34 protein-coding genes are annotated in these 22386 nt (G+C 29.2%); 32 read left to right on the forward strand and 2 right to left on the reverse strand.

The window, feature by feature from the left end; translation table 11 throughout:
- Nucleotides 1–226: 226 nt before the first annotated feature.
- The 22 genes from Q1B07_RS02205 (at nt 227) to Q1B07_RS02310 (ending at nt 17206) form a co-directional block, all read left to right on the forward strand.
- On the forward strand, nt 227–1618 hold the full coding sequence (locus tag Q1B07_RS02205) for a hypothetical protein (RefSeq protein WP_299831330.1): 1392 nt from the start codon (nt 227–229) through the stop codon (nt 1616–1618).
- 770 nt (nt 1619–2388) lie between these two features.
- A complete protein-coding gene (locus tag Q1B07_RS02210; RefSeq protein WP_299831333.1) occupies nt 2389–3864 on the forward strand; it encodes a DEAD/DEAH box helicase family protein in 1476 nt (491 codons plus the stop codon).
- A 341-nt stretch (nt 3865–4205) separates the two neighbouring features.
- Nucleotides 4206–4361 carry a hypothetical protein gene (locus tag Q1B07_RS02215; RefSeq protein ID WP_299831336.1) on the forward strand — a complete coding sequence of 52 codons (156 nt, stop codon included), beginning with the start codon at nt 4206–4208 and terminating at the stop codon, nt 4359–4361.
- Between the two features lie 152 nt (nt 4362–4513).
- Nucleotides 4514–5107 carry a hypothetical protein gene (locus Q1B07_RS02220; RefSeq protein WP_299831339.1) on the forward strand — a complete coding sequence of 198 codons (594 nt, stop codon included), beginning with the start codon at nt 4514–4516 and terminating at the stop codon, nt 5105–5107.
- 83 nt (nt 5108–5190) lie between these two features.
- Nucleotides 5191–5379 carry a hypothetical protein gene (locus Q1B07_RS02225; protein WP_299831342.1) on the forward strand — a complete coding sequence of 63 codons (189 nt, stop codon included), beginning with the start codon at nt 5191–5193 and terminating at the stop codon, nt 5377–5379.
- Between the two features lie 391 nt (nt 5380–5770).
- A complete protein-coding gene (locus Q1B07_RS02230; protein ID WP_299831345.1) occupies nt 5771–5980 on the forward strand; it encodes a hypothetical protein in 210 nt (69 codons plus the stop codon).
- Nucleotides 5981–6079: 99 nt separating this feature from the next.
- A complete protein-coding gene (locus tag Q1B07_RS02235) occupies nt 6080–6484 on the forward strand; it encodes a hypothetical protein (RefSeq protein WP_299831347.1) in 405 nt (134 codons plus the stop codon).
- A 70-nt stretch (nt 6485–6554) separates the two neighbouring features.
- On the forward strand, nt 6555–6806 hold the full coding sequence (locus Q1B07_RS02240) for a hypothetical protein (protein ID WP_299831350.1): 252 nt from the start codon (nt 6555–6557) through the stop codon (nt 6804–6806).
- A 181-nt stretch (nt 6807–6987) separates the two neighbouring features.
- The gene (locus Q1B07_RS02245; RefSeq protein WP_299831352.1) at nt 6988–7818 is read left to right on the forward strand and encodes a hypothetical protein; all 831 of its coding nucleotides are present in this window, start codon (nt 6988–6990) and stop codon (nt 7816–7818) included.
- 30 nt (nt 7819–7848) lie between these two features.
- Entirely contained in the window at nt 7849–8013 is a 165-nt protein-coding gene (locus Q1B07_RS02250; protein ID WP_299831355.1) for a hypothetical protein, read from the forward strand.
- Nucleotides 8014–8044: 31 nt separating this feature from the next.
- The gene (locus tag Q1B07_RS02255) at nt 8045–8380 is read left to right on the forward strand and encodes a hypothetical protein (protein WP_299831358.1); all 336 of its coding nucleotides are present in this window, start codon (nt 8045–8047) and stop codon (nt 8378–8380) included.
- A gap of 205 nt (nt 8381–8585) precedes the next feature.
- The gene (locus Q1B07_RS02260) at nt 8586–10733 is read left to right on the forward strand and encodes a hypothetical protein (RefSeq protein ID WP_299831361.1); all 2148 of its coding nucleotides are present in this window, start codon (nt 8586–8588) and stop codon (nt 10731–10733) included.
- 64 nt (nt 10734–10797) lie between these two features.
- Nucleotides 10798–13824, forward strand: coding sequence for a DEAD/DEAH box helicase (locus tag Q1B07_RS02265; protein WP_299831364.1), 3027 nt, complete (start codon nt 10798–10800; stop codon nt 13822–13824).
- Between the two features lie 106 nt (nt 13825–13930).
- Nucleotides 13931–14161 (forward strand): hypothetical protein, encoded by a 231-nt coding sequence (locus tag Q1B07_RS02270; protein WP_299831366.1) that lies wholly within the window; start codon nt 13931–13933, stop codon nt 14159–14161.
- Between the two features lie 94 nt (nt 14162–14255).
- Nucleotides 14256–14459: a hypothetical protein gene (locus tag Q1B07_RS02275; RefSeq protein WP_299831368.1), complete on the forward strand. Its 204-nt coding sequence runs from the start codon at nt 14256–14258 to the stop codon at nt 14457–14459.
- 31 nt (nt 14460–14490) lie between these two features.
- Nucleotides 14491–14799: a hypothetical protein gene (locus tag Q1B07_RS02280; protein ID WP_299831370.1), complete on the forward strand. Its 309-nt coding sequence runs from the start codon at nt 14491–14493 to the stop codon at nt 14797–14799.
- A 51-nt stretch (nt 14800–14850) separates the two neighbouring features.
- Nucleotides 14851–15129 (forward strand): hypothetical protein, encoded by a 279-nt coding sequence (locus tag Q1B07_RS02285; RefSeq protein WP_299831372.1) that lies wholly within the window; start codon nt 14851–14853, stop codon nt 15127–15129.
- An 11-nt stretch (nt 15130–15140) separates the two neighbouring features.
- A complete protein-coding gene (locus tag Q1B07_RS02290; RefSeq protein WP_299831375.1) occupies nt 15141–15386 on the forward strand; it encodes a hypothetical protein in 246 nt (81 codons plus the stop codon).
- Between the two features lie 29 nt (nt 15387–15415).
- Nucleotides 15416–15547 carry a hypothetical protein gene (locus Q1B07_RS02295; RefSeq protein WP_299831378.1) on the forward strand — a complete coding sequence of 44 codons (132 nt, stop codon included), beginning with the start codon at nt 15416–15418 and terminating at the stop codon, nt 15545–15547.
- A gap of 29 nt (nt 15548–15576) precedes the next feature.
- Nucleotides 15577–15909, forward strand: coding sequence for a hypothetical protein (locus Q1B07_RS02300; protein ID WP_299831381.1), 333 nt, complete (start codon nt 15577–15579; stop codon nt 15907–15909).
- A complete protein-coding gene (locus tag Q1B07_RS02305; RefSeq protein WP_299831384.1) occupies nt 15899–16222 on the forward strand; it encodes a hypothetical protein in 324 nt (107 codons plus the stop codon). Before Q1B07_RS02300 ends, Q1B07_RS02305 begins: the two co-directional genes overlap by 11 nt.
- 270 nt (nt 16223–16492) lie before the next feature.
- Nucleotides 16493–17206: a hypothetical protein gene (locus Q1B07_RS02310; RefSeq protein ID WP_299831386.1), complete on the forward strand. Its 714-nt coding sequence runs from the start codon at nt 16493–16495 to the stop codon at nt 17204–17206.
- A 29-nt stretch (nt 17207–17235) separates the two neighbouring features.
- Here Q1B07_RS02310 and Q1B07_RS02315 read toward each other — a convergent pair whose 3' ends face one another.
- Nucleotides 17236–17472: an AbrB/MazE/SpoVT family DNA-binding domain-containing protein gene (locus Q1B07_RS02315; protein ID WP_299831388.1), complete on the reverse strand. Its 237-nt coding sequence runs from the start codon at nt 17470–17472 to the stop codon at nt 17236–17238.
- A gap of 76 nt (nt 17473–17548) precedes the next feature.
- Complete coding sequence (locus tag Q1B07_RS02320) at nt 17549–17785, reverse strand: alpha/beta-type small acid-soluble spore protein (protein WP_299831391.1); 237 nt, start codon at nt 17783–17785, stop codon at nt 17549–17551.
- 197 nt (nt 17786–17982) lie between these two features.
- On the opposite strand from Q1B07_RS02320, the gene Q1B07_RS02325 reads away from it, so the two are divergent.
- The 10 genes from Q1B07_RS02325 (at nt 17983) to Q1B07_RS02370 (ending at nt 22364) form a co-directional block, all read left to right on the forward strand.
- Nucleotides 17983–18228 (forward strand): hypothetical protein, encoded by a 246-nt coding sequence (locus Q1B07_RS02325; RefSeq protein ID WP_299831394.1) that lies wholly within the window; start codon nt 17983–17985, stop codon nt 18226–18228.
- Between the two features lie 66 nt (nt 18229–18294).
- Nucleotides 18295–18486: a hypothetical protein gene (locus tag Q1B07_RS02330; RefSeq protein WP_299831397.1), complete on the forward strand. Its 192-nt coding sequence runs from the start codon at nt 18295–18297 to the stop codon at nt 18484–18486.
- 492 nt (nt 18487–18978) lie between these two features.
- Complete coding sequence (locus tag Q1B07_RS02335; RefSeq protein ID WP_299831399.1) at nt 18979–19242, forward strand: helix-turn-helix transcriptional regulator; 264 nt, start codon at nt 18979–18981, stop codon at nt 19240–19242.
- 71 nt (nt 19243–19313) lie between these two features.
- Entirely contained in the window at nt 19314–19979 is a 666-nt protein-coding gene (locus Q1B07_RS02340; RefSeq protein WP_299831402.1) for an HNH endonuclease signature motif containing protein, read from the forward strand.
- 108 nt (nt 19980–20087) lie between these two features.
- Nucleotides 20088–20363: a helix-turn-helix domain-containing protein gene (locus Q1B07_RS02345; RefSeq protein WP_299831405.1), complete on the forward strand. Its 276-nt coding sequence runs from the start codon at nt 20088–20090 to the stop codon at nt 20361–20363.
- A 33-nt stretch (nt 20364–20396) separates the two neighbouring features.
- Complete coding sequence (locus Q1B07_RS02350; protein ID WP_299831408.1) at nt 20397–20570, forward strand: hypothetical protein; 174 nt, start codon at nt 20397–20399, stop codon at nt 20568–20570.
- Nucleotides 20571–20885: 315 nt separating this feature from the next.
- Complete coding sequence (locus tag Q1B07_RS02355) at nt 20886–21581, forward strand: Ltp family lipoprotein (RefSeq protein WP_299831410.1); 696 nt, start codon at nt 20886–20888, stop codon at nt 21579–21581.
- A gap of 71 nt (nt 21582–21652) precedes the next feature.
- On the forward strand, nt 21653–21781 hold the full coding sequence (locus tag Q1B07_RS02360) for a hypothetical protein (RefSeq protein WP_299831413.1): 129 nt from the start codon (nt 21653–21655) through the stop codon (nt 21779–21781).
- Between the two features lie 80 nt (nt 21782–21861).
- Nucleotides 21862–22005: a hypothetical protein gene (locus tag Q1B07_RS02365; protein WP_299831416.1), complete on the forward strand. Its 144-nt coding sequence runs from the start codon at nt 21862–21864 to the stop codon at nt 22003–22005.
- Entirely contained in the window at nt 22002–22364 is a 363-nt protein-coding gene (locus tag Q1B07_RS02370) for a hypothetical protein (RefSeq protein ID WP_299831419.1), read from the forward strand. The genes Q1B07_RS02365 and Q1B07_RS02370 overlap by 4 nt, the downstream gene beginning before the upstream one ends.
- Nucleotides 22365–22386: the final 22 nt, after the last annotated feature.

Here is a 22386-nt window from a genome sequence, read left to right on the forward strand (position 1 = left end):
AACATTTCATAATTAACTATCAATATGTAACTTACTTACTAATAGTAACTAACTCTATCCTTTGTAAATATACCACTATATCAGGTTAAAATATTTCACTTGTTCATTCAATAAAAACATACAAATAAATTAATCTTATTTAGTATCTTTTATTGTATTCTCACATATAATATAGTATAATAAAGATAGTTAAAGAAAGCAAACATATTAAAAGGGAGATGTTCACATGTTTAATCAATCATCTAAAAAGTTTTATCTTACTAAAGTTATGAAAGGTTTCGAAAACATCCTTAAAACACGTATTACCTCAATTGAACAATATCAAGATAACAATCTACTTCACATTTATCTATATGTTAATCCTACAAATGATATCTATACAGACGTTCAACGCATTGAAACAACAGTTACATATAATCTTACTAATGATAAATATACTATCAAGTGTGAAGGTAAAGGCGCACGTAAATATAATAAACAAGTAAAATCAGACGTTAAAACTATCATTAACGGACTTGTTAAAGAAGCACACAATTATTATAAAGGTGACACTTCAGAATCTCTTTTCATGACACAACAGTATTATCATTCTTTACTCAAACAACAAACTGAAGACACTGCAATATTAAACGAATTCTATTACCAAAGTGGTCACGTATTAGAAACAATTCAAGAAATAGATAACTTATTCAACGATATTATGAATAAACTTAATGTAAATAATTTAGAGGTTGCATCAACTAAAGAAGATAATACAGCTAATGAGGAAACATTCACAGTAGGAAATAGATGCTTTTCATCTTATTCAGAAGCTAAAACATACTGTGATAGCGTAGACTTCGACTATGATATGATTATAAAAGAGGTTGCTACTTTACAACCTTCTACAACTCAAGAAGCAACTCAACAAACTGAAGTATTCCACCTATATAAAAACACATTTACAACCTATTCAGAAGCATACAACTATGCATTAACTAACATGATACCAGTTACAATGATTATATCTTCTTTACATCCAACTATGACTAACGAACGCTTAAAGCAACTAGAACATGAATATGTATTCTCAAAGGGTAACATGTCTTATAATGATATGATTGAATACTTTAACTATATAGAATCCTTGCCAATAACTATAGACAGAGATGACAGATACTATAAGTTAAAGTCATATATTCAACGTTATGAATACAACCAACAACAAAAACTAAACAGAGAAAAAGAGCAACAAAACTTATCATTAGAAGGATCACGATTATTAGTGTTCATGAAGGAAAAAGGGTTACAACTTGAAATAAGGGAAGGATGGCAAAGGTACTTATATAAAGGTGAACATGTTTACTCTTTTCATGGATGCAGTGTAGAAAAGTATTATAATGATATGTTAACACTATTTAATACTTATTTTTCAGAGTACGCAAATGAGTATAGTAATTCTAAAGTTTATTATTATAAAGGAAACGAGAATACTATTATAGATAATGATAATTATCCTAAAGGATGGATATCATACAATAATACAACTAAGATTGCAGTCTTTAACCGTCAATTGACTAATGAAGAGATGACACAATACAATCTTATTTATGAGGATAATATTCAGATATTAGCTTAGCAACTTAATAAAAGGGTTATAAGAATAAAATAAATATAAAAACACTTATAATCCTTTACTTTTCCTTTTACGCTTTATTTTCCATTCTAAACGTTTTTTATCCTTTAGACTGTCTTATTATTATCATTTAATTTTAACCGTCTTACATGCCATTATAAGTGCTTAAAACGTCTACTTTTTACCCTTTATTTTTCGGATTTTTACCTATTTTCTATCCATTCCTCAAAAAATTCAAATTATCATATAACAGGAACCATACCAAAAAGCAGGCAATTTTTCATATAACAGCAGCTTAATAATAAAACGGCCAACATTCGAAACTTTATATAACAGTGACCAGGTTAAAAGCTGTACTTATTCAAATAAACACATAACAGGATCACATATAAATAACTGGCTTTCTTGATCTAATTAACATAAAAACAAATTAATCTTATTTACACTTGCCTATATACATTCCAATCAATCAATGTTATACTAGAAGTAACTCTATATAGAAAGAAGGTGATCAAATGGACGCTAATAATATAAATTTCTTTTACTGTTACTCTAAGAATCTTTCAGACTATCTCACTAGTCAAAACATTAAACGTGTGACAATAGCAAAGGAACCTAAGACAAACAAGTTATTCTCACTCTATATTATCAATGATGATCTTCAACAAGCAATAGATAAGTATAAAACAATCACTAACAAATAATATTCAGTTAATCACTACATAAACATTCTATTACATATTCGATTAACATAATCAGGAGGAACTAAATAAATGAGAGTAAGCGAACTAATTACAATTGACCATATCAAGTCATGGAATCCAAGCGATATTGTTACGATCAAAGCTGGAACCGGTAGAGGAAAGAGTTACTTTATCAAGAATAATCTACACGCATTGGCCAAGAAAGATAATAAAAAAATTCTATTCCTACTACATAGAACTAACTGTATTAATCAGTTTCAACAAGAGATAATAAGCGACAATAAACAAGACACAATACATATTAAGTCTTATCAACACATTGAAGCACTAATAAAAAAGAATAAGCAGTTTGACTTCACACTATATAAATATATTGTATGCGATGAATTCCATTACTTTATGAGTGACGCAGCTTTCAACAAAACTACTGATATGTCACTTAATACTATTCTTGAGCAATCAGACAAAATAAGACTGTTTATGTCTGCTACTGGTGACTATATGAAGAAGTATATTAACAACTATAAGAAACTTAACACAATTGATTATGAGATACCTTTAGACTATTCATTTATAGATAATCTAACTCTATTCACTAAAGACACAACACTAGATACATTTATGAAAGATGCAATAAGAACCAATCAAAAGGGAATATTCTTTATTCAATCAGCTAAGAAAGCATATGAACTATATAAAAAGTATGAGAAGCATTGTCTTTTTAATTGCAGTCAAAACAATAAAGAGTACTATAAACATGTTAACACTGATAAAATAAATAATATGCTACTGAATGAAAAGTTTGATGAATTAATATTAATTACTACTACATGCTTAGATACTGGTGTAAATATACACGATAAAGAGTTAAAGCATATTGTTTGTGATGTTAGAGACATAGGAACAATTATACAATGTATAGGAAGGAAACGACTAAGTAAGGACGATAATAAACTGAATGTATATATTAAATCCTTAACTAATCAGCAGCTAGGAGGAATAGAAACACAATTAAGAAAGAAAATAGCAATGGCTATGTATCTAAGACAAAATGGAATTGAAGCCTATGTAAAGAAGTATCAAAGAGAATTAGATCACTCTAATATAATCTATGATGATATTATAAATGGTCAACTCACTAAGAAAATAAATGATCTAATATATTTTAAATGTTTAATAGATATTAATGATATAGATTGCATGAAGAAGGATAAATTCGGATATTCTAACGCAGTATCCAAACATTTAAATAAATATAATATTAGATGGTTAGAGGAGGATAATGAAAGAATGGAATTGAATGAATATCTAGAAAGCGTAATAGGTAAACGCATATTAAAAGATGGTCAAAAAGAATTGATAAATAAAATATCTCTTAAAGATTCTAGAGGAAGACTCCAAAAAGGCATTAATACACTTAACGCATATTTAAAGGATAATAAATTTAACTATCTTATTGTATCTAAGCGAACAAGTGAAAGAGAAGGAGAGAAAACAAAAACGGTTAGATATTGGGAAATTATTAATAATATAGAAATAAATTAAATGTATGTCATAAAGTGGAGTAAGCTCAATATAAAGCTTTATCCAACAAAACGCATACAAACAAATTTTACTGGTACTGGTTTATATATTCTTTGAGAGAATCGGAACCAGTAAAATAAATTAATCATACATATCATCCATAATTAGCAGCCTTTCACCCTAACCAGTGGAAGGCCTTTTATTTTACTCTTTACCATTCAGACTACAAACAAGTTGTAGTCTATTTGTTCGCTGAAGCTCACAAAACTTATATAATTCTCTCACATGTACACGCATAAACTAATCATACTAACATATAATATACTATATCAATCCTATTCAAATCAAAAGGAGTGTATCACATGTCAAACAAAGAACAACTAACCTCTAAACGTGACCTCTTAGAATTCATCCTTTCAGATACTTCGCACTTAGACAAAAATGATCCATACTATTCCATTTACATTGATGAAACTATGAATGAACTATTTCAGATTGAAAAGGAATTAAAAAAGTAAGGGAAGTATAAAACTTTTTACAAATAAATATAATATATTTTAAAATTATCTATAGACAATTGGTAAATTATTCTGTATAATACTAAGTATAGAAGCTAATCAAAACGAATTAATAATAAAACTAAATTAATCAATTATTGGAGGTTTTACAAATGACAACTAAAAATGAAATAATTAACTACTTTACTGAAAAATACAGTGATAACGAATTTATTCTTGATGCAATTTCTAAATCTACAGAAGAGCAGTTACAGGAAAAATATCAACTTTCTTTATACCGTGATCAAGAAGAAAATAACATCTTAGAAAATGGCACATATACATATAGACTAAGCTATGAAACTAAAGAAGATGAAGAAGCAATTTTAAATTATATGCGTGATAATAAAATGTATACTTTTGATGAAGATGGACTGAATTTTAGAATTAGAGTAGGCAATTACTGTATTGTTGGTGTACCGGAAAAATTTATAAATAAACTTAAAGAAAACTTTAATATTACTCATATGGATTTAAAAAGAAAGATTATAGGTAAAAAGGATATTGAAGGCTTAAAAGTTGGTGACAAAGTGAAAGTATATATTGATGGTATTTTTGGCCTATCGTCTGATCAAGGAACAATTTACGAGATAAACGAAAATGAAGTAATTGTAAGAAAATACAGAAGCAGAACAAAAGGATATACAATTCAAATTGGTCATATTGGAGAAATTGAAAAAGTTAGCAAATTTACAAAAACAGCTTAAATAAAACTAAATTAATCATACTTTACTAATCAGAATCATATAATAAAATAAACAGTCCTAAAGGACAAAAGGAGCTAACCAAAATGAAAAATAAAACTTTATCAATCACATTAAAACTTATCTTATCATCTCTAATCATTCTAACAATTGCAGCATGTTCTAACGTTCAAGCAATCTCACCAACTCAACAAGAATCTTCACTTGACCCAATCCAACAATATAAAATTTCTAACTCATATAATCCACCAATTGAAAACTATATCAGTAAATAATCATAATCAACTCTAAAGAAAGGAGGCCTTCACAATGTTACTTACATACCTAGCAATTTTCATTCTTGGCAGCTCATTCATAATGTATAAAAGTATCAATAAAGTAAATTAATCTTAAAATAAATTATAAGGAGTATTAAGCGCTATGATTATTCTAATCGGTGTTATTGTATATCTCATTCTAGTCGCTTTAATTGTCGGATTCGTTCATGTTGGTAATAAAAATAATAAATTTTAATCTTTGCATAAATGAGGAGTTTTATTTAAAAATATTGAAAGAAAATTGATAAATTTATAAATAAGCACTTGATAAAGATAAACTTATCATATATAATATAGATATAAAGTTAAGAGTTAAACAAATACAGTTACATAAAGGGGACAGAATAAAATGAAAAACATTAATGAAACAGTATTTAAATTATTAAATGGTGAAAAAATTAGAATGTCGTTAGAGAATTTAATGGAATTAGAAAACTACATTGATCAAGAAGCTTCTGAAGAAGTTTATCAGATATTTAAAAGGTTAGCTTCTAAGGATGTAACAATGGGAACAATTAGGGTATTTGAAGTATTTTTGAAAGATTGGCAACCAATTTAATAAAGATAAATTTAATATTTGTTAGCACTTCATTAATAAATTTAATTAGTGGAGTGCAATAGAAATATTAAATCTTACATATAAAGGGGAAATGTTAAAATGACAGTTAAAACTAGAAAAAACAAAGGTTACATTTCAATTTTGTTAGATGAAGTATCTGAACAGTCATTCAAAGAAGCTAAAAACACATATGATTCAATTGATGGAACAAAAGTGATTAAACCTAGTAAGAAAGCATGGGAATCATTTGTGAAATTACACAGCTTAACATTAGACAAAGTAAAAGCAGGTGAAGAATATAAAGTATTAGGAACTAAATTTACAGTAATTCGTAATTTAGATCATAGTCGAACTGGTAGCAATGAATGGTATCCTATTGTACGATATTTTGACCGAAGTAAGAATGAGTATGAAGAGTTTGGAATTGTTTCTACTGATAATTTTGCGGTAGGTGTTCATGAAACATGTTTCAAAAATCAAACAGGAATACTTCTTTACTTTTAAAAACTGTATATAATATTGATTGTATCTAAACTATATTATAAACAAATTAAACTAATTGGAGTGATTTAAAATGTCAAACATTAAAACAACTAGCGAATATTTTGGATTAAGTCATGAGGAGCTACTACAAACAAAAGATCATAGCTACACTAAAGAAGAAAATTTACTATATGATGAAGGTTTAAACGTAACATTTTTTGATGATTTAAAAGAATGCGAACAAGAAAAAGAGACTTTTCAAAACTGGATTAATGAGCGTAATTTTGAAGTTAAAACAGTATTAGAAACAATTAACGGAAGAATAGCATTTGTATTAATCTAATCAGCCTTAAAGGGCTGTTTTTTATTTCTCGATCAAATTCACTTTTTATGTTAATCCTTGTCAAAAATAAAGTATATAATTTAATAAATATATGATTATTTTACTTGTATTAGTTCCGGTATCATGTTATAATTTACTTAAGTTAAAGAAATGAATTATACAATTCCTGGAGGTTGTTAATATGATCAAATTAAACAATACATATTTAGGATTTACTAATAATTTAAAGCCAATACAGAAAGCTAAACAAGAAAATACACTTGATAATTTAATCAGATTCGAAAACGATGTAATGAAAGAAAAAGAATTTATCTATACATTATTACAAAAAGGATATACACCAACAATTGAAGAAAATTATTCATATTATAGCAGACGTTTAGACGGTATGACTAAACCTAAAACGGATTACAGGTTATACAACAATGAAGAAGATTCTTTTTCATCAGTTACAAAAACAGCTTATAATTTTGCGGTATATGTTATTGAAAATGATTTCCTAAATGAAGATAAACTAAACAATTATATTATTAATGAGAAAGACGAAAAGGAAGCAAGGGAAAAAGCAGAACAAGAAAGAATTCGGTTAGAAAAAGAAAATCAACAAATAGAACGTGAAGAAATGGAAGCTAAAAGAGAAATAGAAAGAATGAATAAAGTTGCAGCATGGGAAAGTAAAGGCAATCAATTCATGAATGAAGAAATAAAAACGTTAATCGAAAACACTGTTAAAGATAATTTTATTAAACATGAAGTAGAAGCAGACGAACAAGAAAAACAAAGCTTTATTAATGGTTTTATTAGTGAAATGCCTCAAAAATTAGGGAATGAAGGTTTTATAATCCATACTTTGCAATATCACAATGAAGAAGGACACAAAAAAGATTATTTTCATCCAATGACGATTGAAGCTGAAATTTTAATGACTATCTTTAATATTGATAAAGATGATTCTAGTAGAATAATCAGTAATAAAGTTAAAAAATATTATCAAGAAAAACAAACAGCTTAAAATTATAAACGAAAAAGGAGTGGTAACATTATGAAATTTGTAGTAATTTATGAAATTCCTCCAATGAGAGGATACTTCCAAACTGTAATAAATGCAGTAAACAAAATAGAAGCAAAAGAAAAATTTCAATTAATTGATGAAGGCAACGAGTACCAAATAAAAGAAATTAAGGAACTTGCAAACTTAAATAAATAGAAACAAATTAAATTTAAAAGGAGTTTTTGAAATGAAGAAAATTTCTAAAAAAGACATGTACATATTCAATAATGATGTTTTGGGGTTAATTAAATTATTCGGAGCTGTAGAAAGTGATTATTACATTTCGGGAGGCTATGAGCTTAACACGGAACTAGGAAAATATTATCTAAAAATCGATGACGATTTATCCTCAGTGTATTCAATCTTTGGACGGTTTGAAAATGTAGAAAAGGCCTCAAAGATGCTACCATGTAACCCATACAACGGAAAATATAACTTTCATTCATTTAATAGAGAAGAATGTATTAGAGGCTTAGAAACAATGTTAGAACGCTTTGCATATGAGTTAGAGCCAGCTTTTTAAAAATTATACGATCCAACAATCGGAACTAAACACAAACTAGTGCCGTTTGTTGGATTTTTTTTTGCGATAAAATCAGGTTTTTATTTAAATTGAACAAATAATATTTAATAATATATGATAAATTTACTTGTAATAAAGATAAATTTAATGTATAATATAGACATAAGATAAGTTAATAAAACAACTTAAAAAGGAGCGGATCACAATGACATATTATGATAACCAGGAAAGCGTAGCAAACATTTATGTAGGATTAGTAGAAAGAGGCTGGAAATGTTACGGATATAAACCAGATGAAAGCGATTCTTACACGGACTACTGGAGTCCAGCACGTTGGGACGGCATAGCAGAAAAAGACGGATACATATTATTGATTGATGTTTACGGAACTCATGACAGCGGAAGACAAATAACAAAAAGTACATATTCTCCAGATTGGGCAAAAATTGAAAAGTTACAAGCAACTATTAACGATAAAGCAGCTTCAGAAAATGAAAAGGAAATGTCTCAAAAGGCCATTGATCGCATGATGGAAAAAGAGCATAAAAGCAAAACTATCATTGAAGAGTATCCAACATATAAAAATGCTAATCCTAAAGGCTGCAACTGGCATATTGAAAAGGACGGAAATATAATAGCGAAGGGAAAAGGCGCTTTTCAATGTGACGGTTATCTGTTCGGAGGATACGAAAAAGAAACAATGAAAAAAGTAAATGCTTTTGTTGACAGAATCGAAAAACATATTGCAGATAATACACAATTAGTTCCGGTTATTAAAAAAGTAGTTAAAAAAGTTATTAAGCCGGTAGAAGTTACAGATAGAAAAACATTACAAGTTGGAGACGTTTTATCTTTTGATTATCACGGCCATTACTGGAAAGTTTATAACTTAACAGATAAAACATACTCTTATCAATTATTAGGATCGGAAAAAAGAGGATACCAGGAAACTAAAAACGGAAAACGCTACTATGATTTTTTAAATAAATTTGAAAAGAATCTTGCAGAAGGCAAAATTAAAATTTACACATTACAAGAAGTTGAAGAAGTAACAGAAAAAATCGTATATAAGAAAGCAAAAAGAGAGAATGCACAAAAGGATAATTTATTACAAGGTGAAACAGTAGAAGAGAATACAACAAGTCAAGAAGCAGCACCAGAAGGCACAGAAGCGACTCAAAATAAAGATAAAGTAAATAACACTATTACATATAAAACTGGCACAGGAAGCAAAGAAAACGGAATAGAAATAACATTCACTAGTAAACCAGATGAAGAAACAAGAAATAAAATGAAATCTGTAGGCTTCAGATGGGGAGGAAAGCAGCGATCTTCTATATGGTGGGCAGTGTTGAATGACGAGCGCTTAGAACTGGCTAAACAATTAGCAAGTGAAAATATCCATGATGAAGAACAAGAAGAAATACAAGCAGAAGAGGAGATTATCTATAACAGCGAAGATACAAACGAACAGGAAGAAATCAAAGTTGATCCATCTATTATTGAAACTGTAGATAACATGAATGTAGATTTACAATTCTTTGCAAGTCAAGTAGACGTTAACAAAGATGATATATTCTTAGCGTTTGAAGATATTGACCTTACAAAAGGAAATAACAGCGTTATAAGTGAAGAGGATCAGGAACACGTTAACAACCTAGAAAAACAATTCAAAGAGGTTTTGAGCGTTTACAATGATACCATAGACCAATTAAAACAACTAAACGAAAATAACAAATATGTAGAAAATTATCACGATTTTAACCCATTAGAAGACAGAATAAAGCAACTTACAAAAAGCTTTGTTCATGGCATTGTTGGATATTTCAACAAAAAATATAACATATCAATCGATAGTTACGAACTAGTTAAAAAATATGACTGTAATGTAACATCGGATGATCTAATAAGTGAGGTAATAGAAAGCTTGGACGGGTACAACTTCCAAGAAAAAGCGACTCAAGAAATAAAAGAAAATATATCTAATGTGATTAGCAATAAAGATATAAAGTTAAATAATAATAAAATTAGTATAAATTCATTTTTCTATTGTGATAGTTTTGATATTAAGTATTTCAACGCTTATAGAATTCATTATAATTACAGAGAAAATTTTACAATGTTATTCAAAGCATTAAGTCACTATATGACAGGTGAAACAGATATATTAAATGAATTAAATGAGCTGCACAATTCAATTGTAAATAACAGAGACCAGGACATAATGACAACACATGATATTAATTTACACCAGTTAAAAAATATTAAACTATTCAAGAATGGACGTTTAGACATTCAATTTACTAATAAAAATGATGCAAAGAATTTCATGACTGAGTATTTACAGAGGTAAAATAAACATATAACAGGAAGTTGGTATAAAGTCTGGCTTCCTGTAAATAACGGAGGTTTTAGGAATGTATCCAGATTTAAAAATGGCAGTACCACAAGAGAAACGAAAAGAAATAAATACTAAAATACTCCATATAGTTGACAATAATATTGATCATCCACAAATAACAAAACCGGTAATATTTAATATGTTTAGCGGTGAAGGTGCCTTGCATGGTTTGAATTATAACGATTTTAACAATTATCATGAATTCAGTAATAAAAAGAAAGAGCTTGAACACGGCCAATTTTTTACACCTTTGAAGCTATCAAAATTTTTAACTTTAATGTTAAGGCCTAGTAAAAATGATTATATAACAGACATGACAGCAGGACACGGCAGCTTGATAAACTGGATGCCTAACTATAATAATGTTTACGTTAATGAGTGGGAACTAAAGGCATATAAAGTTTTAAAATATTTATTTCCTAGTGTAAATGTAACTAATAATGATATACGCACATATGAACCTGAAGTAAGTTTTGACTTAGTCTTAGGAAATCCTCCATATAATTTAAAATGGGAATATAATAAAAATACATATAACAGTCAAATTTTTTATATGTTGAAAGCTGCAGAACTTCTTAAGCCTGCTGGAGTTATGGCTTTAATAGTTCCTGAATCATTTCTAATAGATGATTTTACAGACAAAGGAAATATAAATCTAGTCAATGAACATTTTAACTTTATAGAATCTTTCAAACTTCATAGAGATACATTTAAAGATACAGGGGCAGATATAACAACTAAAATTATGATATTCCAGAAGAAAAGCGAACACCTGGAGAACAAACCATATTCAGCTAAACATATGTCATTAGAATTAGATAGTATTGATCCTAGAACGGCCGGAGAACTTCATAAACTGTACATTAAACCATTATACGAACAGAAGGAAACAATCAAACAAAAGTTAATTCTAGAGGCCATGAGAAGCGATAAACAGGATCAAGAATTTGAATTCAAAGTTAAAAAGATGTTGCATCATATCAGAGTAGGGAAGAACACCAAAAAACACTATAACAGAGCCGAAGAGTATTTACTGAAGTTTAGAACACAAAAGAAACCTAATGACATGGATTATAAGGAATGGCAAAAGAAAGTTATAACAAAAAATAAAGTCATTTCCTACCTTAAGAAGATACTGAAAGAACAGCATAAAATTGAAAAAGATGAAATAAAACTAGTTAAAAATAGATACGGTTTATCCATGAAAACATATAACAGAAAGTCATTGCTAAGACTGGGCAAAATGGATGTAGTAAAAGAAATGTCTTTCAATGATATGTTGTTAAATGATACTTATCCTTTTCAGGATGAAACGTATAAAAAGTTGTTCAATAAAAAGAAAAGTTTATATAACAGTCAAGCTAAATCATTTCAGGATATTTCACATAACAGCAAGGTTGTAGAGTACCTGGACAATTTAGTTATTACAGATAAAGAAAACAATCAAGAAATAAAATTAAATGAAATACAGAAGCAAGACACCATGAAAATGCTATCTAAGAACTATGGTTATCTACAATGGGGCACAGGATCAGGAAAGAGTATTTCAGCTATTGCGCAAATGATGTTCAGATTAACACATAACAACATTAAAAATATATTCCTAGTTGCGCCTGCTATAGCGATAAACAATAACTGGAATGACATCTTAAAAGCGTATGGGATGGATTATATAAGAGTCAATAAATTAAAAGATATTGAAAACATTAAACAAGGTCAAATTGTTATTATGACTTTTAATATGTTAATTAAGTATAAAAGATTCATAAAGAAATATGTAAGAATGCAAAGTCAAAAAGTTATGCTAGTTTTAGATGAAGCAGATAGTATCTGTAATCCATCATCAAAACGTACGAAAGCAACGTTAGACTGTTTCAGAAGAGTTAAATATAAATTACTTATGAGTGCCACGAGTACCAGAAACAATATACCGGAATCCTTCACAGCATTCGAACTTTTATATAACAATTCATATAACATGATTTGTGATGTAAATACTATCTTTGTAGAGGATAGAAAGACAAAAGAAATCAAAGAACAGTATAACGAAAAGTATTATAACAAACCATTTCCTGCATACAAGAAAGGCCATACACTATTCAAACAATGTTTTTCACCTGAAAAGGCAACAGTCTTTGGAGTAGGGAAGCAAAACCAAGATATATATAACAGTGAAGAATTGAAAAGACTTATTGACTCTACAATGATTACAAGAACATTCGAAGAAGTTAGCGGAAAGAATATCTATAAAATTATTCAAAATACTACTAGCTTTAATACATCTGAAAATGAATTGTATAGGGTTATTGTTGAAGAGTTTCATAGATTAACACATATGTACAGATCAACTGGAAATAGTAGAAAAGATAGTTTATTACGTATCATTCAACAATTGAACAGTCTTTTAAAGGCTTGCGTAACTCCTAATGTATTCAAAGGTTATTATTCAAGTGAAACACCTTCAAAGGCAATTAAAACGCTTGATATGCTTTCTAAATGGGATAGTGAAATTGTTGCTATTGGATGCACTCATATAAAAACTGTAAATTTATATGCAAGTTATATTAGACAACAATATCCAGATAGGCCATTATACATAATAACAGGAGATGGTACATCATTAAACAAGCGTAAAGATATCGTAAAACAACTAAAAGAATCTAGAAATGGTATTCTTATCTGCACTCAACAATCACTATCAAGCAGTATGAATATTGATTTTGTCAACAAAGTTTTATTGTTAGAATTGCAATGGAATTTCGCAGCAATGCACCAGTTTTTTGCTCGTTTTGTCCGGTATACTTCAGAAGAACAAAAGGAAATACATTTCTTAACTATTTCAAATTCAATTGAAAGTAATTTATTGAAACTCATTCTTAATAAAGAGAAATTAAACAACTTTATGAAAAATGAATCAATCGATGACCATGAAATACTAGAGCGATTCGGGGTAGAGTTTGATATATTATCAATGTTAATGACGAAGGAAACAGATCAGGAAGGAAAAAGCTATATTAACTGGGGCAATCAAAAGGTCGTTTAAAATTTTATATAACAGTGAGTTAGTTTTATTACTGGCTCACTTGAGATTTTTATATAACAGAACTTACTAGAAAGAGTGGACAAATAATAGCGAGGAGGAAAATGTCTTGTCAAATGAAACTGTAGTATGTGATGTTACAATGTTAAAAAAGGGTGATGAAGTACACTATTATAATCGTGATGAAGGGGAATTTCTAATTGATAAAGGAGTATTAAAAGAAGATAATCTTTATTCAGACGGTGTAGAGGTACATGGAGATGGATGGAAACAATATGTTTCTAAATGGTTTATTTGTAAGGTTGAAAGAGTTGGAGAAGTAATTTTTACTTCTAGATAAATTGAGGGTTTTAATTTAAAGAAAACATTTACAAATAAATTAATCTATTATAAAATGAAATTAACAAATAAAATTTAAGAAGGATGTGATTTTAGTGTTCAGAGAAAGTTTATTAGATAGTGGTTATGTAACAATGGGATTTGATGAAGAAGGAAAGATTGAAACTTTGTATAAGAAGTTTAAATTGAATAACGGGATGTATGTTTTTCAGTTTAATAATAGAGGTATAAATACTGGCTGCGTTTTCTTAAGTCAGGATCAAATTGAACAAATAGCAAATGATCAAAAATTTAAATAAAGGCACTGTTGTATCTAGAAAGGAGAAGAAAATGAAACATTTTAAAATAACAAAAGTAAACAAAACAGATGAAGGTGAAGTTATCTCAATTGAAGTTGCAGATAAGGAATTCAATGAAACTTCTGTAAGCTTTAAATGGGATGGTTGTATTGATTATAGACGATATTACAATGGATTTAAGGTTGATGACGAGTACTCAGAAGAAAAGGCTAATAATACTGACTATATCCATATTTGTGAAATAGATGATATGATTGAAAAACTTCAAGAAATTAAAAAGATAGCACAGGAAAATTTTACTGAAGATAATTATAAAACTTACTGGAATAAATCTAATTAAAACTACTATTGTATCTTGAAGTAAATACATATTAGGAAGGGTGAATTATAAATGAATAAAAAATTAGACGCTATTCGAGAAGTTGTTTATGGTGCAAATTTAAATCTAGAAAGAGATGATATTGACTGGTTAATAGAGCAAGCAGAAAAATTTCAAACACAAAAACAAGAAATTAAAAGACTAAGAGAAGCATTAAAAGAAGTAGTTGAAATGGCAACATCAGGAAGTAGTACTTATAGTTGGGAACTTTATAAATCTATTTTATTGGAATTTGATGATTTTGAATATGACGCTTATGAACATGAATATGTTGATAAAAGAGAATATTAAGAGGTGATATAATGCTTAATAATACTGCAAAACAATTTGACATTATTGAAATAGTCGAATCACATTATGTTCCGTCTCATCCGATTGGCAATAAATATGTAGTAATTGAAAATGTGGATGGTGCTGACGTAGCAATCATTAATGAAAAAGGCGAGTATGACACTGTTTGTTGGGAAGATTACAAAGTTATAGGAAATGTTAATGAAGCCAAGGAAAAGTTCTATGATGAGATTGAAGTTTATAAAATTTATGAATAATATTTTATTTAAGAGGAAGCGAATAAACAATGACTGAATTAATTAACCGTTATAAAAATGACCAGGAATTCAGATACATAACACTAGGAACAATTGGAACTGCGATAATCATCGTTCCATTACTTTACATTGGAACGCTAATTGGATATCTACATACATAAACTAAATATACATAAAAGGTGTTGATTAGATGAGATATAAACGTAAATCTCATAAAAATAAATTACTCGTTGTATGTCTAATTTTACTTGTTACATTATTTCTAACTATAACTGTTAATTCGCAGCCTGATAAGCAACCAGAAATGCCATTAAAAGCAGATTCAGAGTATAGAGTATATGAGTATCAAATTGTTAAAATTAAAGGAAACGAGGTATATGGAGAGTCCACAACCGACAGCAGCAAGATTTATTTTACTAATGATGAGTTAAAAGGAATCAAGGTTAATGATGTTGTAAAAGCATATTTTGAGCCTGAAGACTTAATACAATTAGTAAAGGTGGAGAAAATAAATGAAAAATAGAGAAATAGATTACTTGATTGCTACTAAAGTTATGGGCTGGGAAGATAACGGAACTCCTTTTTACGGTGTAGATGGTGAAAGAGTGGCGAGCAAGGAATACTTTAACCCTAGTGACAATATACAAGATGCTTGGAAAGTTGTAGAGAAATTAAGAAAGCAAATGATTATGATAGACGTAACAACTTCGGAAAGCTGCTATTACGCTACAGTAAGGCACCAGGGGAAGGGAATAATTTCACGAGGCGTAAAGTCAGAAACAGCACCATTGACAATTTGTAAGACAGCTTTAAAAGTACATGGAATAAGTGTCTAGTTAAAATTGCGTTTTTATTTTAATAATTATTGATTAATCACAATATCTATGATATTATAACTGTTAATCTGCCTATGGGTAGACCCAATTAGTTATAGAAATTGGAGTCGGGATATTGTATCTCGGCTCCTTTTTTGTTGTAGAAATAAATAATTAATTAATTTTTAAAAAACTTCAAATAAAGTAGTTTACAAAGTAATCACAAAGTAGTATACTTCTAAATGTGGAAAAGATAACCACTACTAAATAACTAATTGGGAGATGAGTAAAATGGGTTTGTTTACGTCTAAGATTGCTGTAGGTGTATTAGCAGGAGGATTTACTTTAGCAGGTGCAGGACTATTATTTAGTGGTAGTGCTACATTAGAGAATGCTTCAAACTTTGTTAAAGAAGCAGGAGATAAAATTACTCAGTATGAGCAAAATGAAGGTAGTTTACTAGAGAAAATCGGCCTAATCAAAGAAGATGCATCTAGTAAACTTGCAAGCGCAAATGCTAACATTGAAGATCTAAAAGGTCAAATTGTTACATTGAATGGGGAAATTACAACTTTAACTGATCAAAAAGCAGCATTAGAGGTAACTGTTGCAAATTTAAATACACAAATTGAAGGACTACAAGCAGATATTTCTGGTTTACAAGCAAGTTTAGAAACTGAGCAAGCAAACCATGCTGAAACTCAAGCACAATTAGAAGCTAAAAAAGCAGAATATGATACCAAAGTAGCAGAGTTGGCAACAGTTCAAGGAAACTTAGATGCAGCTAATGCAGAGATTTCCGATTTAGAAGCTACTTTAAGATGGGCTGAAGAAAAAGTTGCTGAAGCAGATGGTCATGTAGCACAGCTAGAATTAGAACTTGAAAAAGCTAATACAGAAGTAGAAGCTCATGGTGAGGTTGTAGAAACTGTTGAAACTGAAACAGAAGGATCTGAGCCAATGAGTCAAGAAGAAATAGATGCCGTTGAAACAACAGTTGAATAATAAAAAAGAGATGCTGCGAACATCCCTTTTCATAATAAATCTTTCTCTTTAAGATATTGATCAACGATGCCTTTGACTATCGTCTCAAGATAGTTATTATCAGGTGTCGTTGATTTATTTTTTATTATAATAGTTTTTAGATTGCTGTCAAATTCCATTTCAATTGTATCATTAAAAGTAACACCAAGTTCCTTTAAAAAAGAAGATGGAATTCTAACTCCCAAAGAGTTACCGATTTTAACAATTTTTCGTTCTATAGTAATCACCTACCTTAATGAAATTATATCATATGTAATTACATTTTATTAACATGAAAAAGAAGGGAATTAACCCTTCTTTTTATCAATGTAACATATTATTTTTATTCATAAGTTGCTGTTTACCCATTTGAATTAGTCTTCTTGTAAGTTCTCCACCAACACGGCCATTCTCTCTACTTGTTGTATCTGCTCCAAGTACAATTCCCATCTCTTCAGCAATTTCCATTTTCATTTGTTCTAATATTTGTTCTGATCCAGGAACTAAAAGTTTATTTGTACTGTTATTTTCACCTTGAATAGTTTGGTTAATGTTTAACATACGCTATCAGCTCCTAATCATTTATTCAGAAGGCTTGCTGTTCTTCTGTGATTACATCTTACCACGGATTGAATCACATAATCAAAGGTGAAAATTATCCATAATTGTAATTATGATAAATTTTTTTATGTCGTACATGCATTAAGTTTAACTTTCAGTAATAGAATACAATATAAAGACTACGGAGGTGATGAATAGTGAAGGATAAAATTATTATTGTAAGTGAGAAAAGGGATAAATTTTATGACCTATCTGATTTAATTTCTGAGATGATGGAAATAGAAAAAGTATCAGAAGAATTCGCAATAAGATACTTCATGGATGGACTTGAAGGTGATAGATATATGAAGTTTCCGTTTACAACTTCTAAAAGTGTAATTTTAAACTGGATAACTCAAGATATGGGGATTAATTTTGATAACAAAGAAACTGAAATACATTGAAAGGTAAGTATGTATACAAATAAATTAAACATAAATAAAATTATACTTATTAAGGAGGAAGATAAAATGAATGTATTAAAAACTGGTGAATACTTAATAATTGGAATGGATTTGGAGTTTGACTGTGGATTAACCTTAAATGAAGGAACAAGATTAGAGAAGGCTAATTATCATTTGCAGCATGAAGGATTTGTAACAGTAATTATAGATAATGATATTAGTTGGTTATCTCAAGAGTGTTTCCAAGAATTTCAATAAAGGTAAATTAATTAAATGATTGATCAATCGATTCTTTATCTTTATACTTATTATTCACTTATAAATTGAAATTCATCCACAGATATGTTATAAATAAATTGTTATCACAAAAATAAGTGATGGCACACTATCTCAAAGATTCTTTTAGTCCACCCTTGTCGGCCAATCAGGGTGGATTATTTATTTTAAGAATTGTACGAATTATCTAGACATGTTATAATTGTATTGCAAGATCGCTATGAGCGATTGGCTTTTATCAGGCAATTACAGAGAGTAGCAACCCGTTTCCGTCCAAAGAGCAGGGTAAGCTACGGAGCAGTTACCATGTCGCCAAGATGTTTTACGTGGTAACTGCTTTTTATTTACTTTAAAATTATAGATAAATTCTCCATTTTAATTAGAAAAAATATTAATAAATTTAATTATTCAGGGTTGATTTAATAACATAATCGTTATATAATAAATTTAAGCACGTTGGGAAGGAGGGATATAATGGAGAAATGGTCAGAATATAAAAAAGAAATTAAGTCACTGTCAGAAGATGAAAAGATTTATTTAGAATTATTAGCAGATATTGTTACGGCTAGAGTGGATAAGAATATAACGCAAAGAGAATTAGCTGAATTAACTGGGTTAAAGCAACCAGCAATAGGAAGATTAGAAAGCCCAACCACACATTCTGCAAACTTGAGAACGGTTATTAAATATTTGGATGCATTAGATATGAAATTGCAAGTTATTCCTAAAAATAACTAGCCTATAGTTTTCGGATAGTTATAAAATTTTAACAAAGATAAATTAATTATAAACAAAAAAGGGATGGTTAAATGGAAAAAGAAATGAAAAAGTGTACAGTATGTGGAGAAAATAAACCTTTAGATGATTACTATATGCAAAAGAAAACCTCTAAAAAGAAAGGGACTTTTTATGTTCCAAAAGCAGAATGTAAAGAATGTAGCAAGAAACAAACTTTAAAATGGCAATATGATAATTATGATTATTGGAAAACTATAGTGGCTAAAAGAGATGCTACGCCAGAAAAGAAAATGAAAACAAGAGAAGCTGCAAGACTACAACGTGAACGAGGAGATCAAAAGAAGTGGAGGAAGAATAATCCAGACAAAACTAGAGAATATTCTTTTTACAAACAAATGAATGGCACACATAATATAAGCAATGAAGAATGGGTTGCTTGCAAGGAGTACTTTAATAATTCCTGTGCATACTGTGGACTATCTGAGGAAAAGCATAAAAATAAATTTAATCAAAGATTACATAAAGAACATGTAGACCATGAAGGAAGCAATGACTTAAACAATTGCGTTCCTGCTTGTAGGTCGTGCAACGGATCTAAATGGATATTCGATTTAGAAGAATGGTACAATGAAGAAAATAAAAACTTTACAAAAGAGAGACTTATTAAAATATACAAGTGGATAAACGAAGACTATAAAAAATACATAAAAGTGGAAGAAAATTCTTTACATAAGTAAATTAAACGTATATAATATAAAATATAGAAAAGAGAAATGATAACAATTTAAAACGTTTATCATTTCTCTATGAAAGAAGTATTTTAAGTGAAAAGGGGAGAGTTTTTGGTGCATGCACTTAAATATTTAGCTGAAATAAATAATGTATCCATGAGTCAAATAGCAAAAGAATTAGGTATAACAAGACAAACTGTAAATGAGTGGGTAGGGAAACGGAATAAACCCATTCCCGAGAAGCAAATTGAAAAATTACATGATAAATATGGTATTAATAAAAGTATTTTAAGGGGCGATATTGAATTAACAGAACCAATGATTCTAAAACTTTATGAAGATAAAATTTCTAAAGAAATAGGTAAAAAAATTAAAATAATTATTGAATAAATTGACAATTCTATCTAGAAAGGATTTAACAAGATGAAAATATTCGGCAAAGAAATCATATTCAACACTAAAAAGAAACAAATTGAGGATGTATTACGAAGTGAAGGAAAGCGAGCAGCATACAATAAATACCTGGAATTATGCAAAGGTCATAAATTAACAGATGCGATTAAATATGTGGATAGGGTAGCAGCTAAACCAAAATGAAAGGGTGAGTGAAAAATTGTTTTATTTAAATTTATTTCCAACAAAACCAAAGTTGGAGAAAAACACTATAAAAGAAATATTGAAGTTAAAAGAGCAGATATACTATTCAAATGATGAAGAAGAAATTGAGATGTTAGAACAACGAATAAAAATATGCGAAGCCTTACACTGGAAAGATTATAAGCTTTACTCATCACTATAAAATAGGAATTACATTCAGAAATATATCATATAAAAGTAAACTAAACATACATTATACATAGGACTTATTATAGTTCTTTCATATAGATACACTATATTAAGGGAGAGATTATATTGAGTATATTTTTTGGATTAATTGGTTTTGTAGGAATTATTGTATTTGGAATTATGGCGATTGTAGCATCAGTTAAAAAGAATGGTAAGGCCAAAAAGAACTTTATCATCACTGGAGTATGTTTTGTATTATTTGTAATTGGATTATCTTTACCAAGTCCAACACCACTAGAAGAGGTAACAGCCGAACCAGAACAAACAGAAGAAGTTGAAAATGAAGTTTCTGAAGAAGTAGAAGAACCGACTCAAGAAGAAATTGATGCAGAAGAGCAAGCCAAGAAAGAACAAGAAGAACAGGCTAAAAAGGAAGCAGAGGAACAAGCGAAGCTAGAAGCTGAACAGAAGGCAAAAGAGGAAACCGAAGCTAAGAAAAAAGCAGAAGAAGAGAAAGCTAAAGAACCAGAATTATCTGCCTCACAACAAAATGCTATTCGTCAAGCTGAAAACTATATTTCAATGATGCCATTCTCAAAAACTGGACTGATCAAACAATTGGAATTTGAAGGCTATGCGACAGACGAAGCCACTCTTGCAGTTGAAAACATCGAAGTTGATTGGAGAGAGCAGGCAGTAAAACATGCCGAGCAATACAATAGTACAATGCCTATGTCAAGACAAGGTTTAATTGATCAATTAATATATGAAGGTCACGGTCAAGATGATTCAGCATATGCGGTTGATCAACTAGGACTCTAATATAAACTAACAATTTAAAGGTGTAGTAAGGATTCTTATTACACCTTTATGACTTATGGGAGGGAATGTAAATGTATTTAATTGAGTGGTATGAGGATGGAGAACTTAAGTCAATAGTCGTTGAAGGATGGATCGAGCGTGACTGCAAAGTTGAAGAGTTGAAAGAGAAGAAACTGGATCACAAAGTAACAATTTTATAAATAAATTAAATATAAATATATACAAATAGATTAAAGGATGGTAAAATATAATTAAATAAGAGAAAAGGAGAGGGTTACATATGAATAGCTATTTAGTTAGAGATGTTAACTTAGCAACTGGTAAATTTCTTGAACAGGAATTAACAAAGGATGGATTGAATTACTTGAAGAGAGATCATATCCAAGTGTTAGATATTATGGAGGTTAAGGAGAGAGTAAAATGAGTAAGGATAAAATAATTGTTGGTCAAAAAGTTTATCTTAAACCAGTAAATAACGCTGCTAGATATGGAAATAAAGAAATAAGGGAACAGGAAATTGTAAAAGTTGGGAGAAAGTATTTCTTTGTAGGAAGTAAAGGAGAAGCAAGGGAAAGATGGATGATAAAATTCAGCATCGAAGATTTACGACAAGTTACCGAATATGCAAATGATTGGGAGCTATACTTTTCTGAACAAGAAATATTAGATGAAGAAGAAACAGAAGAGATATGGAATGATCTTAGGTTGATTTTCGGTAGCTATGGAAGACCAACATTATCACTTGATAAATTAAGAAGAATTAAAGAAATTGTTTCTGAATGATAAATATCTTTTATAAGGAGTT

This window comes from uncultured Metabacillus sp., from assembly GCF_947503125.1.
Lineage (GTDB): Bacteria > Bacillota > Bacilli > Bacillales > Bacillaceae > Metabacillus.

Excerpts from the sequence above, each read along its gene's own strand:
- Q1B07_RS02290 (WP_299831375.1), top strand. The coding sequence starts at position 15,141 with ATGCTTAATAATACTGCAAAACAATTTGACATTATTGAAATAGTCGAA.
- Q1B07_RS02370 (WP_299831419.1), top strand. The coding sequence starts at position 22,002 with ATGAGTAAGGATAAAATAATTGTTGGTCAAAAAGTTTATCTTAAACCA.
- Q1B07_RS02240 (WP_299831350.1), top strand. The coding sequence starts at position 6,555 with ATGTCAAACATTAAAACAACTAGCGAATATTTTGGATTAAGTCATGAG.
- Q1B07_RS02350 (WP_299831408.1), top strand. The coding sequence starts at position 20,397 with ATGAAAATATTCGGCAAAGAAATCATATTCAACACTAAAAAGAAACAA.
- Q1B07_RS02265 (WP_299831364.1), top strand. The coding sequence starts at position 10,798 with ATGTATCCAGATTTAAAAATGGCAGTACCACAAGAGAAACGAAAAGAA.
- Q1B07_RS02225 (WP_299831342.1), top strand. The coding sequence starts at position 5,191 with ATGAAAAATAAAACTTTATCAATCACATTAAAACTTATCTTATCATCT.
- Q1B07_RS02320 (WP_299831391.1), bottom strand. The coding sequence starts at position 17,785 with ATGTTAAACATTAACCAAACTATTCAAGGTGAAAATAACAGTACAAAT.
- Q1B07_RS02205 (WP_299831330.1), top strand. The coding sequence starts at position 227 with ATGTTTAATCAATCATCTAAAAAGTTTTATCTTACTAAAGTTATGAAA.
- Q1B07_RS02235 (WP_299831347.1), top strand. The coding sequence starts at position 6,080 with ATGACAGTTAAAACTAGAAAAAACAAAGGTTACATTTCAATTTTGTTA.
- Q1B07_RS02330 (WP_299831397.1), top strand. The coding sequence starts at position 18,295 with ATGAATGTATTAAAAACTGGTGAATACTTAATAATTGGAATGGATTTG.
- Q1B07_RS02310 (WP_299831386.1), top strand. The coding sequence starts at position 16,493 with ATGGGTTTGTTTACGTCTAAGATTGCTGTAGGTGTATTAGCAGGAGGA.
- Q1B07_RS02230 (WP_299831345.1), top strand. The coding sequence starts at position 5,771 with ATGAAAAACATTAATGAAACAGTATTTAAATTATTAAATGGTGAAAAA.
- Q1B07_RS02220 (WP_299831339.1), top strand. The coding sequence starts at position 4,514 with ATGACAACTAAAAATGAAATAATTAACTACTTTACTGAAAAATACAGT.
- Q1B07_RS02250 (WP_299831355.1), top strand. The coding sequence starts at position 7,849 with ATGAAATTTGTAGTAATTTATGAAATTCCTCCAATGAGAGGATACTTC.
- Q1B07_RS02300 (WP_299831381.1), top strand. The coding sequence starts at position 15,577 with ATGAGATATAAACGTAAATCTCATAAAAATAAATTACTCGTTGTATGT.
- Q1B07_RS02295 (WP_299831378.1), top strand. The coding sequence starts at position 15,416 with ATGACTGAATTAATTAACCGTTATAAAAATGACCAGGAATTCAGATAC.
- Q1B07_RS02285 (WP_299831372.1), top strand. The coding sequence starts at position 14,851 with ATGAATAAAAAATTAGACGCTATTCGAGAAGTTGTTTATGGTGCAAAT.
- Q1B07_RS02365 (WP_299831416.1), top strand. The coding sequence starts at position 21,862 with ATGAATAGCTATTTAGTTAGAGATGTTAACTTAGCAACTGGTAAATTT.
- Q1B07_RS02245 (WP_299831352.1), top strand. The coding sequence starts at position 6,988 with ATGATCAAATTAAACAATACATATTTAGGATTTACTAATAATTTAAAG.
- Q1B07_RS02255 (WP_299831358.1), top strand. The coding sequence starts at position 8,045 with ATGAAGAAAATTTCTAAAAAAGACATGTACATATTCAATAATGATGTT.
- Q1B07_RS02260 (WP_299831361.1), top strand. The coding sequence starts at position 8,586 with ATGACATATTATGATAACCAGGAAAGCGTAGCAAACATTTATGTAGGA.
- Q1B07_RS02360 (WP_299831413.1), top strand. The coding sequence starts at position 21,653 with ATGTATTTAATTGAGTGGTATGAGGATGGAGAACTTAAGTCAATAGTC.
- Q1B07_RS02335 (WP_299831399.1), top strand. The coding sequence starts at position 18,979 with ATGGAGAAATGGTCAGAATATAAAAAAGAAATTAAGTCACTGTCAGAA.
- Q1B07_RS02340 (WP_299831402.1), top strand. The coding sequence starts at position 19,314 with ATGGAAAAAGAAATGAAAAAGTGTACAGTATGTGGAGAAAATAAACCT.
- Q1B07_RS02280 (WP_299831370.1), top strand. The coding sequence starts at position 14,491 with ATGAAACATTTTAAAATAACAAAAGTAAACAAAACAGATGAAGGTGAA.
- Q1B07_RS02210 (WP_299831333.1), top strand. The coding sequence starts at position 2,389 with ATGAGAGTAAGCGAACTAATTACAATTGACCATATCAAGTCATGGAAT.
- Q1B07_RS02305 (WP_299831384.1), top strand. The coding sequence starts at position 15,899 with ATGAAAAATAGAGAAATAGATTACTTGATTGCTACTAAAGTTATGGGC.
- Q1B07_RS02215 (WP_299831336.1), top strand. The coding sequence starts at position 4,206 with ATGTCAAACAAAGAACAACTAACCTCTAAACGTGACCTCTTAGAATTC.